Origin of the sequence: Actinomadura madurae (assembly GCF_047130825.1) — a bacterium.
Lineage (GTDB): Bacteria > Actinomycetota > Actinomycetes > Streptosporangiales > Streptosporangiaceae > Spirillospora > Spirillospora madurae.
Genome location: NZ_CP083237.1, coordinates 6498940 through 6510827, shown reverse-complemented (window position 1 = coordinate 6510827; position 11888 = coordinate 6498940). Strand labels below are relative to the sequence as shown.

The 11888-nt window shown below is 70.3% G+C and carries 16 protein-coding genes and 1 pseudogene; 9 read left to right on the top strand and 8 right to left on the bottom strand.

All coding sequences use genetic code 11. The annotated features are described in order from the left end of the window. Nucleotides 1-29 precede the first annotated feature (29 nt). The 3 genes from K8Z49_RS29785 to K8Z49_RS29775 are packed head-to-tail and all read left to right on the top strand — an operon-like array spanning nt 30 to nt 2230. Nucleotides 30-368 carry a DUF742 domain-containing protein gene (locus K8Z49_RS29785; protein ID WP_021594339.1) on the top strand — a complete coding sequence of 113 codons (339 nt, stop codon included), beginning with the start codon at nt 30-32 and terminating at the stop codon, nt 366-368. Further along, on the top strand, nt 346-960 hold the full coding sequence (locus K8Z49_RS29780; RefSeq protein WP_021594338.1) for a GTP-binding protein: 615 nt from the start codon (nt 346-348) through the stop codon (nt 958-960). The genes K8Z49_RS29785 and K8Z49_RS29780 overlap by 23 nt, the downstream gene beginning before the upstream one ends. Before the next feature lie 40 nt (nt 961-1000). Further along, on the top strand, nt 1001-2230 hold the full coding sequence (locus K8Z49_RS29775) for a styrene monooxygenase/indole monooxygenase family protein (RefSeq protein WP_111832771.1): 1230 nt from the start codon (nt 1001-1003) through the stop codon (nt 2228-2230). Here K8Z49_RS29775 and K8Z49_RS29770 read toward each other — a convergent pair. Continuing rightward, the gene (locus K8Z49_RS29770; RefSeq protein WP_412515791.1) at nt 2206-3510 is read right to left on the bottom strand and encodes an APC family permease; all 1305 of its coding nucleotides are present in this window, start codon (nt 3508-3510) and stop codon (nt 2206-2208) included. The genes K8Z49_RS29775 and K8Z49_RS29770 overlap by 25 nt on opposite strands. 104 nt (nt 3511-3614) lie before the next feature. Between K8Z49_RS29770 and K8Z49_RS29765 the strand changes: the two genes are divergently transcribed. Continuing rightward, nucleotides 3615-4085, top strand: coding sequence for an Lrp/AsnC family transcriptional regulator (locus tag K8Z49_RS29765; RefSeq protein ID WP_021594334.1), 471 nt, complete (start codon nt 3615-3617; stop codon nt 4083-4085). 82 nt (nt 4086-4167) lie between these two features. After that, on the top strand, nt 4168-4974 hold the full coding sequence (locus K8Z49_RS29760; protein WP_412515790.1) for an SDR family NAD(P)-dependent oxidoreductase: 807 nt from the start codon (nt 4168-4170) through the stop codon (nt 4972-4974). Between the two features lie 37 nt (nt 4975-5011). On the opposite strand, the gene K8Z49_RS29755 is transcribed toward K8Z49_RS29760, so the two are convergent. The 4 genes from K8Z49_RS29755 to K8Z49_RS29740 form a co-directional block, all read right to left on the bottom strand. Further along, a complete protein-coding gene (locus K8Z49_RS29755; protein WP_412515788.1) occupies nt 5012-6469 on the bottom strand; it encodes a DHA2 family efflux MFS transporter permease subunit in 1458 nt (485 codons plus the stop codon). A 1-nt stretch (nt 6470) separates the two neighbouring features. Next, entirely contained in the window at nt 6471-7043 is a 573-nt protein-coding gene (locus K8Z49_RS29750; protein ID WP_021594331.1) for an NADPH-dependent FMN reductase, read from the bottom strand. An 86-nt stretch (nt 7044-7129) separates the two neighbouring features. Continuing rightward, complete coding sequence (locus K8Z49_RS29745; protein ID WP_412515787.1) at nt 7130-7936, bottom strand: ATP-grasp domain-containing protein; 807 nt, start codon at nt 7934-7936, stop codon at nt 7130-7132. A 9-nt stretch (nt 7937-7945) separates the two neighbouring features. Continuing rightward, nucleotides 7946-8380, bottom strand: coding sequence for an ATP-binding protein (locus K8Z49_RS29740; RefSeq protein ID WP_021594329.1), 435 nt, complete (start codon nt 8378-8380; stop codon nt 7946-7948). 172 nt (nt 8381-8552) lie between these two features. Here K8Z49_RS29740 and K8Z49_RS29735 point away from each other — a divergent pair, with 172 nt between their 5' ends. The 4 genes and pseudogenes from K8Z49_RS29735 (at nt 8553) to K8Z49_RS29720 (ending at nt 9879) form a co-directional block, all read left to right on the top strand. Then, nucleotides 8553-9437 carry a helix-turn-helix domain-containing protein gene (locus K8Z49_RS29735; RefSeq protein WP_412515786.1) on the top strand — a complete coding sequence of 295 codons (885 nt, stop codon included), beginning with the start codon at nt 8553-8555 and terminating at the stop codon, nt 9435-9437. Then, nucleotides 9434-9637 (top strand): DUF397 domain-containing protein, encoded by a 204-nt coding sequence (locus K8Z49_RS29730; protein ID WP_081842404.1) that lies wholly within the window; start codon nt 9434-9436, stop codon nt 9635-9637. Before K8Z49_RS29735 ends, K8Z49_RS29730 begins: the two co-directional genes overlap by 4 nt. 22 nt (nt 9638-9659) lie before the next feature. Continuing rightward, nucleotides 9660-9719 (top strand): annotated as a pseudogene (locus K8Z49_RS29725) (DUF397 domain-containing protein); the annotation flags it as partial. Continuing rightward, nucleotides 9718-9879, top strand: a complete 162-nt coding sequence (locus K8Z49_RS29720) for a DUF397 domain-containing protein (RefSeq protein WP_412521194.1) — start codon at nt 9718-9720, stop codon at nt 9877-9879. The pseudogene K8Z49_RS29725 and the gene K8Z49_RS29720, both read left to right, overlap by 2 nt. A 127-nt stretch (nt 9880-10006) precedes the next feature. Here the strand turns inward: K8Z49_RS29720 and K8Z49_RS29715 are convergent, their stop codons facing one another. The 3 genes from K8Z49_RS29715 to K8Z49_RS29705 form a co-directional block, all read right to left on the bottom strand. After that, the gene (locus tag K8Z49_RS29715; protein ID WP_412515785.1) at nt 10007-10336 is read right to left on the bottom strand and encodes a hypothetical protein; all 330 of its coding nucleotides are present in this window, start codon (nt 10334-10336) and stop codon (nt 10007-10009) included. Nucleotides 10337-10865: 529 nt separating this feature from the next. Beyond that, nucleotides 10866-11249: a hypothetical protein gene (locus K8Z49_RS29710; protein WP_412515784.1), complete on the bottom strand. Its 384-nt coding sequence runs from the start codon at nt 11247-11249 to the stop codon at nt 10866-10868. A 74-nt stretch (nt 11250-11323) separates the two neighbouring features. After that, nucleotides 11324-11761: a nuclear transport factor 2 family protein gene (locus K8Z49_RS29705; protein WP_412515783.1), complete on the bottom strand. Its 438-nt coding sequence runs from the start codon at nt 11759-11761 to the stop codon at nt 11324-11326. Nucleotides 11762-11888: the final 127 nt, after the last annotated feature.

Below are 11888 nucleotides of genomic sequence, written 5' to 3'. Positions count from 1 at the left end.
CGCGCGATCCCCGTGACTGGAGGACGACCATGACGGCCCATCCCTGGGTGCGGCCCTACGTCCTGACCGGCGGGCGGACCCGCGGGCGGCAGCACCTGTTCGTGCACACCCTGGTGTCGGGGAACGGCTACGACGCCGCGTTCGCCGCCCGGCTGCTGCCCGAGGCCCGCGCGCTGTACGACCGCGTGCACACCGTCGACGAGTCGGTGGCGGAACTGTCCGCGCATTGCGGGGTGTCGCTCGGAGTGACCCGGGTCTTGCTGAGCGATCTGGCGTCCGGGGGCCGGGTCGTGATCGGCTCCGAGATCTCCCCGTACGACCCGCGCATCCTGGAGAGAGTGATCGATGGTCTACGCGAGCTCGCCTGACCGCCCGCCGCAGTCGCGTGCCTCGGCCAAGATCGTGATCGCGGGCGGGTTCGGCGTCGGCAAGACGACCCTGGTCGGCGCGGTCTCGGAGATCCCCCCGGTGAACACCGAGGCCTGGATGACGCAGGCGGCCAAGACCGTCGACCCGCTCGACGGCGACCCCGCCGGCAAGACGACCACGACCGTCGCGATGGACTTCGGGCGCATCACCATGGCCGCGGACCTCGTCCTGTACCTGTTCGGCACGCCGGGCCAGCCGCGCTTCTGGCCGATGTGGGACGACCTGTGCCGGGGCGCCAGCGGGGCGCTGGTCCTGGTGGACACGCGCCGGCTGGACGTGTCGTTCCCGGCGGTGAACTACTTCGAGAACGACTCCGACGTGCCGTTCATCGTCGCGGTCAACCTGTTCGACGGCCGGGCCTCCCATCCGCTCCCCGAGGTGCGGGAGGCGCTGGGGCTGCCGCCCGAGGTGCCGCTGACGACCTGCGACGCCCGCGACCGCGGCTCCGTGGCGACGGTGCTCACCGAGACCCTGACCCACACGTTGCACAGCACGGCCGGGCGGCGGTCCGGCGCCGTGACCACCCCCTGATCCCCCCTGATCCCCCGGGATCTCCGGCTAGGAGGACGCGTTGCGCAGGATCCTGATCATCGGTGCCGGGCAGGCCGGGCTGCAGCTCGCGCTGAGCCTGCAGTCCGAGGGCTACGACGTGACGGTGATGTCGGCCCGGACGCCGGACGAGATCCGCGGCGGCCGGATCATGTCGACCCAGTGCATGTTCTGGCCGCAGCTCCAGCTGGAGCGCGACCGGGGGCTGAACCTGTGGGAGGAGCAGGCCCCCAAGATCGTCGCGCAGCGGCTCACGGTGGCCGGGCCGCCCGGCCAGGAGGCGCTGCAGTTCGTCGGCCGGTGGGACGACTTCGCCCAGTCGGTGGACCAGCGGGTGAAGATGGCGGGCTGGCTGGAGCTGTTCGAGTCGCGCGGCGGGAACGTCGTCTACCACGGCGTCATGACGTCCGACCTGGAGGGCCTCGCCTCCCTGTACGACCTCACGCTCATCGCGGCGGGCAAGGGAGAGCTGGTCGAGCTGTTCGATCGCGACGCGTCCCGGTCGCCGTATGACCGTCCGCAGCGTCACCTGTCCTGCATCTACCTGCACGGGATGTCTCCGCGTCCGGACTATCCCGAGCCGCACGTCCGGATCACGGCGACCCCCGGGGTGGGCGAGCTGTTCTTCATGCCGGGCTACACCAACACCGGTCCCTGCGACATCCTGCTCTGGGAGGCGGTGCCGGGCGGGCCTTTCGACGTGTGGTCGGATCGCCCGTCCCCGTCCGGGCATCTGGCGCGGACGCTGGAGATGATGCGCCAGTACGCCCCCTGGGAGTACGAGCGGACGGTCGGCGCGGAACCCACCGACGCGCGCTGCACCCTGTACGGCGGTTACGCCCCGGTCGTGCGGCACCCGGTGGGACGGCTGTCGGGCTCGGTGAACGTGCTCGGCATGGGGGACGTGCTCGTGGCGAACGACCCGGTCACGGGCCAGGGGTCCAACAACGCCGCGCGCTGCGCCGCGATCTACTGCGACGAGATCGTCCGGCACGGGGACCGGCCGTTCGACGCGGAATGGATGCAGCGGACGTTCGACGCGTTCTGGGACTACGTCCGGCACCCGACGGCGTACACCAACATGATGCTCGGCCCGCTGCCGGAGCACGTGCAGAAGGTTCTCGGCGTGGCGGCCCAGAACGAGGCGGTCGCCTACCGGTTCGCCTACGGCTACGCCAATCCGCACGACTTCGAGAACTGGATCATGGACCCCGCCAAGACCGACGCCTACCTGGCCTCCGTGTCGACCTGACCGGACAGGGCTCGGCGGTGCAGGGGTCCCGACGCGGCAGGGTGCGTGCTCTGCGCGCGCGCCGTGCGGCCGAGGCGGAGACCCAGGACGGTCAAAGCCAGGGCGGCGGGCACGGCGAGATACAGCCCGCATGACAGCAGGACCACTCCGGTGAACAGCGCGCCGGAGCGTGCGAGGGTGCGTGCGCGTCCTGCCAGGAGGCGCGTGGCGGAGGCCGTGCCGATGAGGGTCACCGCGGCCAGGCAGGCGGCGGTGGTGCGCATGAGCGGGTCCAGGCCCAGATCCGTGGAGAGGACGGGGACGGTCACCGCGCCGGTCGCGAGCGCCAGCAGCGCCAGGCTCCGGCGGCCGCGGGCGAGGGGCGCGGGGAGCACGCCGTCCCGGGCCAGGGCCGTGCCGAGGCGGGCTCCGCCGGCGATGTAGGTGTTCATGGCGACGAAACTGAGGACGAGCGCGGCCCCGGCGGTCACCGGCCGGGCGGCGTCCGCCCCGATCCCCGCGTCGAGGAGCAGGGCGAGCGGGACGGGCGAGGAGGCGGCGCGGTCGCCGAGGACGCCGGTGACCGCGACCGCGAGACCGAGGTAGAGGGCGCCGACGATGGCGAGGGTGAGGACGGTCGCGCGGGGCAGCAGCCGGCGGGGGTCGGCGAAGTCCCCGGACAGGTGGCTGGCCGCCTCCCAGCCCGCGAACGCGAAGAACAGGACGCCGGCCGCGTGGACGACGCCGAAAGCGCCGTGCGGGGCGAACGGCGTGAAGTTCCCGCCGTCCAGATGCGGGACGGCGGCCAGGATCCCGGCGATCAGCAGCGCCGCGAGGAGGGCCACGAGGACGAGCTGGACGCCTCCGGAGACGCGCAGCCCGCCGTAGTTGGCGGCGAACGCGGCCAGCAGCAGCGCGCAGGTCACGGCGATGGCGCCGGGCCGTCCGAGCCCGGCGGCCGAGGCCGTGTAGTCGGCGCCGATGATCGCGCCGGCCAGCACGCCGACCGGGACGACGGCGTAGAAGCACAGGCCCGCGATCGCCGCGGTCCGGGGGCCGAACGCGCGGGCGGCGAACGTGGCGACGCCGCCCGCGTCGGGGTGCCGCGCGCCGAGCGCGGCGAACGTCAGCGCGACCGGCACGCTGAGCGCCAGCAGCGCCGCCCACGCCACCGTGGAGGACGGGCCCGCCGCCGCGGCGGCCAGGTGGGGCAGGGCCAGCACGCCGGGGCCGAGCACGGCGCCGACGATCAGCGCCGTGCCCTGGCCGAGGCCGAGCCGATGACCGGTCGTGTTCGCCATAGTTCCCCCGATTGAGTGGTCGTACGGCTAGAAACTAGCCATTTGGGCGATGCAGGCTGCTTTGAGCTGAACGTTCGTTCGGAATTGGTCGCCATAATCGGGGCATGGACGAACTTGATACGGAGATCGTGCGCCTTCTCCAGACGGATGCCCGGCAGTCCAACCGCGAGCTGGCCCGGACGCTCGGCATCGCGCCGTCCACGTGCCTCGAACGGGTGCGGGCGCTGACGCGGCGCGGCGTGATCCGCGGGTACCACGCGGAGATCAGCCCGGCGGCGCTGAACCGGGGCGTGCAGGCGCTGGTGTCGCTCCAGGTCCGCCCGCTCAACCGGACGGTGATCAACACGTTCAAGGACTACGTGTCGGGGATGGCCGAGGTCATCGGCGTGTTCGTGGTGGCCGGCGGCGACGACCTCGTCCTGCACGTCGGCGTCCAGGACCTCGACCACCTGCACGCGTTCCTGCTGGACGGGCTCAGCAAGCGCAAGGAGATCGCCGGGTTCCGGACGTCGGTGATCTTCCAGCATGTGCGCAACACCGTCCTCAGCAGGCTGGACGATCCCGCGCCGTCCTGACGCAACCGGGGGCGGCGGGCCGGGGTTCATGGGGGCGTGGCGCGTCCGGTGTGGGCGTGTCCGTCCTATGAGAGGGGAACCCATGGACTTGCGGCTGGCGGGACGGGTCGCGATGGTCACCGGAGCGTCGAAGGGGATCGGCCTCGCGATCACCCGCACCCTGCTGGACGAGGGCGCGCGCGTGGTCGCGGTGTCGCGCAAGCCGGGCCCGGAGCTCGGCGCGCTCGCCGGCCCGAACCTGCTGCACGTCGCGGCCGACCTCATGGACCCGGACGCCCCGGCGCGGGCCGTGGAGCGGGCGGTCGAGGTGTTCGGCGGCCTCGACGTCCTGGTCAACAACGCGGGCGGGCCGCCGCCCGGTGTGAGCCTGCCGCGGTTCGGGTTCATGACGCTCGCCGACGACGACTGGCGCGACATGTTCGAGTTCAACGTGGTCGCCGCCGTCCGGGCGGTGCGGGCGGCGATCCCGCACCTGCTGAAGAGCGACGCGGCGTCGATCGTGAACGTCTCGTCGGGCAACGGGCGGCGCCCCGGGCCGATGAACTTCGACTACAACGCGGCGAAGGCGGCGATGAACAACCTGGCGAAGGGGCTGTCGGAGGAGTACGCGCCGCAGGGCATTCGCGTCAACACGGTCTCGCCGGGCCCGGTCCGGACGCCGTGGTGGACCGACGAGGGCGGCGCCGCCGACATCATCGCCGGAGCCACCGGCTCGGACCGCGACGCGGTGCTGGACGGCGGCGCGGCCGAGATGATGGGCCTCACCACCGGCCGGCTCGCCGAGCCGCAGGAGATCGCGGACGCGGTCGCGCTGCTGGCGTCGCCCCGCTCGGCGAGCACGACGGGCGCCGACTTCGCCGTCGACTCCGGTTTCCTCAAGGAGATCTGAACACGCGGGCGGCCCCTAGTGCCGGGGCCGCCCGCGTTCATTCGGCCGGACGGCGCGGGAGCAGGAGCGCCGGGACGAGCGCCAGCGCCAGCAGGCCGATCGCGAACAGGTAGGTGTGCTGGAACGTCTCCGCGAGCGGTCCGGCGAGCTCCTTCGTCCCCAGCCTGTGGACGGCCTGGAGCGCGCCGCCCTCGCCGTCCGGCACCAGGTCGCTCATCAGCGCGGACAGGACGACCGACGTCACCGCCATCCCGACCGCCCCCGACATCGTGTTGATCAGGTTGACGGTCGCGCTCGCCGCCGGGGCCCGGTCGTGCGGCAGGCCGCGGGTCGCCGCGGTCATCGCCGGCATGATCGTCGCGCCGCCGCCCGCGCCCATGAGCAGCATCGTCGCGCACAGGCCCCAGTACGAGGAGTCCGCGCCGAGCTGCACGGTGAACAGCCCGAAGCCGGTGAGGGCGGTCGCGATCGACACCGGGACGAGCCGTCCGGGCGGCACCCGGTCGATGATCCGGCCCGCGACCTGCATCGCCGTCCCCGAGCCGAGCGCGAACGGGATGCCGAGGACCCCGGCCATCGTCGCGCTCTCGCCCCGGACGACCTGCAAGTACAGAGGGAGGAGCAGCATCGTCCCGAAGTAGCCGAACGCGAACAGCGTCAGCGTGCCGGTGGCGGCGGCGAACGTCCGGTCCCGGAACTGGCGCAGGTCGATCAGCGGGTTCCGCGCGGTCAGCGCCCGGACGGCGAACGCGGCGACCAGCAGAACCCCCGCGACCAGCGGCACCAGCACGCCCGCCGAGCCGAAGCCGCCGTGGTCGCCGCCGGTCGTCACGCCGTAGAGCACGGCGGCGATTCCCGGCGAGAGCATGAGCAGCCCGGGAACGTCCAGCGGCGTCCGCTCCGCCGGGGCGTCGCGCGGGAACAGCCGGGCGGCCAGCGCGACCACCACCACCGCGACGGGCAGGTTGACGAAGAACATCCACCGCCACGACACCTCGTCGATCAGCCAGCCGCCGAGGACGGGCCCGGCCAGCGGCCCGACGAGGATCGCCAGGCCGAGCGTGCTCATCAGCCGTCCGAGCTGCTCCGGTGCCGCGACGCGCAGCATGATCGTCATCCCGACGGGCATCACCAGCCCGCCGCTGAACCCCTGCACGACCCGGAACACGATCAGCGACTCGATGCTCCACGCCAGCCCGGCGAGCACCGACCCGGCCGCGAACGCCGCGATCGCGCCGAGGTACAGGCGGCGGGCGCCGAACCGTCCGACGGCCCAGGCGCTGGACGGGATCATCGCGCCGAGCGCCAGCGAGTAGCCGGTCGCCACCCACTGGATGGTGCCGAGCGGCGCCTGGAAGTCCTGCGCGAGCCGGTTGATGGCGATGTTCACGACGGTCATGTCCAGCGTGATCATGATCGAGCCGAGGACCAGCACGAGCACGATCGCCATCGGCCGGGTCCTGACCCGCGGCGCGGCCTCCGCCAGTGCGGTCATCTCAGGCCCCGTACGGGCGGGCGGCGCGCGCGTCGCGCAGCGCGTGCCCCCACCAGGCGAGCTGGTCGAGCATCCCCTTGGCGGCGGCGGTGGCGCCCTCGGCGTCGATCGGCCGGCCGTCGGTCTCGAACCAGTTCCACGGGCTGTGGAAGCTCACCGTGTCCCGGATCGTGACCGCGTGCAGCTCGGCGAAGACGCCCCGCAGGTGCTCCACGGACCGCAGCCCGCCCGACAGTCCCCCGTACGACACGAACGCGACCGGCTTGGCCCGCCACTCGTAGAAGTGGGTGTCGATCAGGTTCTTCAGCGTGCCGGGATAGCTGTGGTTGTACTCGCAGGTCACGACGGTGTAGGCGTCGGCCTGCGCCAGTTTCGCGGTGACGCCCGCGAACCTCTCGGACGTCCGCGCGCCGAGCGCGGCCGGCGGCGGCTCGTCCGCCACGTCGACCACGTCGACGATCAGGTCGTCGCGCTGCCGGGCCTCCTCGGCGAACCACTCCGCCACGGTCGGGCCGAACCGCCCCTCCCGCGTGCTGCCGATGATGATCGCGACGCGAAGCGGTGTCTCGGTCATGGGGTCGCTCCTCACATAGCTCGATGACGTGCTCGAAGCTACGAAGGGCGAGGAGGGCCGCTCATCTGTCAGATGACTGGGGTGCCCTACCTGTCCATGTCGACGGTGACCTCCTCGACGACCCAGTCACGGTCTTCTGGGGCAGTGCTTTCGCGGTCGAGGCACGATCGGGCCAGCACACGAAGGACCTGTTCGGGGTCGCACCCGTAGAGGCCCGCACCCCAGGCGGCGTTGGCTTCCACGACAGCCCAGCCCCGATCGTGGATGCGCCCAACATCGAGGACGGTCCCCGGAGGAACGGGCACCTCCTCCAGGACACGCGCCGCGTACTCGCTGGCCTCACGGACGTCCTGCTCTGGGGCGTGCCAATGCCCGTCCTCGCTGAGGGCGAGTTCGCCGTCCAACAGATAGGGGGACATGGTGACGACCTGGCCTTCCAGGACGTGGCAGCGGACTTCCACGTCCCACCTGACGGGCTCGCTGACGAACACCGGAGTTTCGTCGGGCAGGACGTCCTGGCCAGGAAGCTCGTCCGGCGAGTGGTGCACCTTGCCTTCAAACGCCTTGCGCCCATCCGCGGGCTTCACGAACGCGGCCTCAGAAAGGCCCTGCCGCACAGCACCCAACGTCGACACCTCGATACTCCTGCGCCGATGCCGCTCGGGAAGCCCCGGCAACCAACCGGACGGGACATCGAGAAGCGCGACACCGACCTGCGAGGCGATGACCTCGACGAATGTGGGCTCTCCGTAAAGGGCCACGTCCTGTCCATGCATATGCGCCGGTGCCCGCCAGCCGCCCAGCCGCTCGGTCTTCCACCCGAGCCGTCCGGCCGCGGCACGCAGCACCTTCGAGTCGGACGTGTAGCGGGGCGAAAGCACGAGAAGCGGCATCGGCCAAGACTAAAAGGCTGGCAAGCCGTTCACCGCATGAAATTCCGCCCACACGGCGGAGCCGTTCAACGCGGGATGCGAGCCCCAGCTCTTGGAGAGGGCGTCGACGAGAAGCAGGCCGCGACCGTCCTCCGCGCAGAGATCCGTGCACACGCGGGGCTGCTCCCGGGCGCCGCCCTGGTCGAGGACGGTCACGCGCAGGATGTCGTCGCGGGCGCTCACCACGACGGTGATCTGACCGCCCGCGCCGGACGCGGTGTGCTCGACGGCGTTGGCCACCAGCTCGTCCACGCAGAGCACGATGTCGGCCATGGCCTCGTCGTCCACCTGCGGCGCGATCCCCCGCACGAAGGCCCGAGCCGCCCGCGCGGACCTGGCCACCCCGGGCATCGTGATCGTCCCGAGCAACCGCAGCTCTCCCGCCTCCCGCTCACACCACGTCATTGCCTCACTCCCTCCGGTAACCGACGCCCGCCAGCATGAAACGCCAGGTGAACCCCCACAACCGCCTTGCCGGAGACAGGGAGGCGAGCACTCCGGGATTCCGGGAAAGCGGGATTTCCCGCTTTCTCCGAGCCGGGTGACAGATCGTTGCCGCGACATCACACTCGGTGCTATGGCAAGACGACTCGCGACCGTTCACCGACAGCGACTTGGTGCACAGCTACGCAAGCTGCGTGAAGAACGCGGCCTGACCCTCGAAGAGGCGGCTGCTCGCGTGATGATGTCCAAGAGCGCCTTGAGCAGGATGGAGAAGGCCCAGGTCGGAGCCCGTGCCCACGAGGTCGACTACATCCTCATGTCCTACGGCTATGAGAAGGACGACGACCTGAGATCCGCCCTCGTCGGCCTAGCCACCGGCGGCCGCTCCCGTGATTGGACCAGACGCCACAAGCTCCCCGGCAAGGGGCCGAACTACGGTGAGTACGTCATGCTCGAACAGGACTCTTCCGAGTTCTTCGCCTACCACGCGGACCTGATCCCTGGGCTCCTTCAGACCCCTGAGTACGCACACGCGGTCATGTCGTCCGTCCCCAGCAGCGGGCTGACAAACATCGAGGAGGGGGTCACCTACCGCATGGCGCGTAAAGAGGCGCTCGACCGGCCTGACCCGCTCTCGATCAAGGCCGTGATCGGTGAGGCCGCTATCTGTCAATGGATGGGCGGACTGGAAGTCATGATCGCCCAGCTCCGCTACCTTCTCGAACTCATCCAGAGACCGAACATCGATCTCCGGGTTTTTCCGTTCACCGCCCCCACGCATCCTGGCGTTGACGGATCGTTCATCATCCTGGACGTTGAGGTGGGGAACTTCCCCGTTGTAGTCGTCGACGCGCTCCGTCGTCGATTCTTCATCGACGACGATGAAAGCGTAGCGGCATACCGAAGGGTGCAGGATGAGTTGTGCTGCCTCGCCCTTAGCAAGACTGAGACCGGTGAACGCCTTGAGCGAGCTATCCGCGATCTCCGCATCCACGCAAGCGAAAGGATCAAGAAATGACTCATTGGCGCAAGAGCAGTTACAGCGCCAGCCAGTCCGAGACCTGCGTCGAGTGCGCATGCCCGGCGTCTGGACAGGGCGGCGGGATCGGAGTTCGTGACTCGACCGATCCGGAGGGGCCGCACCTCGTGCTGAGTCCGGAGGCCTGGGGTGCATTGCTCACCCGGCTCAAACAGGAAACGTCCGAGCGCACGGCCTGACGCGGCCGAGGAGGAAGGACCCATGCCCCATCTGACGGAGACCCGCTGGCGCAAGAGCAGCTACAGCGGCAGCCAGGACGATCACCAGTGCGTGGAGTTGGCTGCCCTGTCCGGGTGGGGCACGCTTCATCGCGGTCCGCGATTCGACGGCCCCAGAGGGGCCACGCCTAACCCTGACCCCGCAGGCATGGCGAGCGCTGCTCACCCGGCTCAAGCAGGACGCGGCGAATCTCATGTGCTGAGGAGATGCCTTCCGGCCGGCGGGACGCTGGCGCAAGAGCAGTAACAACGGGTGCACTTGTCTTTTGGACGGGGCGGCCTCGTGGGTGTTCGCGACTCCACAGACCCTGACAAGGCGCGACTCCTGCCTTAAGGAGACGAGTCCTTCCGTCGCCAGCGCCTGTCCAGCTCTTCGCGGCATTCCAAGCGGAGCTGCTCAAGTGTCTCCCCGGCGGGAAGGGGGTCCTGATACGCGTCCAGTGCTTTAGCGACAAGGCGTTCCGGCCACATCGGCGTTGCCGGGCCGGGGGTGAGTCGGTACTGGTCGCCGAATGCATCCTCGCCGCTGATCGTCCTGATCGGGCCCTCCGTCGCCGTGAAGCGGTAGGTGATCTCCTCACCTGCGGAGTCAGTGAACGTAATGGCCACCTCGTGGTCCGACAGAATCGTCAGGGACTTGAACGTCAGATACATCGCCATGCCACATCATCCCCTGGCCCCGGTCTCGCTGGCGGATACGCGGGTCGCATGCACGACCACGAAGGTTGCTCAACCGGCTCAAGCACCGCTGCGACCGGCGTGCCCCGAGTGCACCGTCCGAGTGCGATCCGCTCACCGGGCCGAAGCATCCCAGACACCCGCCACACCACCGTCCGCTGCGCGCGGATCAGCCTGGCGGCCTGCTGCACCTTGACGCCAGGAAGGACGAGACCGGCGCCACCGTTGCCACCTTCCTGCGCCGTGCCGCGCCGCGTGCTGAGTTCGGAGGCGTGGGTGCGTTGCTCACCCGGCTCAAGGATGAGACACCCTGGTGACGCCGCATCTCATTCCAGGCATGTACCGTCCGAGCGGGCCGATCGGGCGCGGCGAAGCCGCGGTCGGCGAGTAGCGGCAGGTTCTCGCCGATGGCCTCGGTGGAACGGCCCACTCCATAGGGGCGCGGCGTGCGGGAGCCGGATACGCAGCCTGGCCCGCGTGCTCGACCGGCCCCGATCCGCGGCAGGGCCGCTCATTCGGATACTGCGGCCGGAACCAGTGGCTCCAGTTCGTGTCCTTCCGAATGGACGAGTATGAACTCAGGATCGGTGCGTCGGGCCGCGGACAGCAACCGGGCCATGACATCGGACGTCAGGTCAAGGCCGAGCCCGGAAGCCATGCACGAACTCCAGGCCACCGGCGGACCGTTGCGGGGCCAGAGGACGGTCCGGAGTTTGTGTGTGAAGCGGTGCTCGGCGGACGCTGGATCGGGCGCTATGACCTCCACGCCGAGTTCCTCACGGCTTTCGCGGCGGACGGTGCGCCAGGGCTCTTCGCCCGGTGGAAGGCGCAGCCCGGCGAGCCGGTGATCGACCATCGGCATGCGTCCGTGTTCGATCAGGATGGCGTAGCTCACCAGGTGGATGGGCGGCACGTCAGGTTTGGCGGGTGTCTGTTGAGGGGCCCGCCCGGGATGGCCGTCGTTGCTGATCAGGGGGTGAAGCCCTGGGCGACGGCGAGGCTGTCTTCGTAGACGTGGTGTCGGGTGACCAGGCCGTTCTCGACCGTGAGGTGCAGGGCGAACCGGGCTCGGTAAGCGCGTCCGGTGGAGCGGGCCGTCTGCCGGATTTCCCCCAGCACCACCGCGTCATTGCCGTCCACGAGAATGCGCTCAGCCCGGGTGTCTGCCTTCTCCGGGACGTGGTGCTCGGCGATTTCCCTGAAGTGGGCGGCGGCATCGGCACGGCTGGACCGGTGCCGGATCCAGGGGGTAGCGGCGCGGCCGTGCTCGGTTTCAGGCCAGTCCAGCTTCCAGTCGCTGTGCTCGGCGTACATCGCAGCGATCCGTTCCGGGTCGCCTTCACCGATCCGGCGCAGCAACTCCTCCACCACTGCTCGCGTGCTCGTAGGCGTGGCAATAGCGGACATGGTCGGCCTCCTCAGATCGACAACCGGGGCGCACGAGCCGACCGTGACAGCGCCACCGGCCGTGCGGCGATTACCTGCCACGTAGCCGCTGACGGCCGGTGGCAACGGGGCCGTGTGACCGAGGACG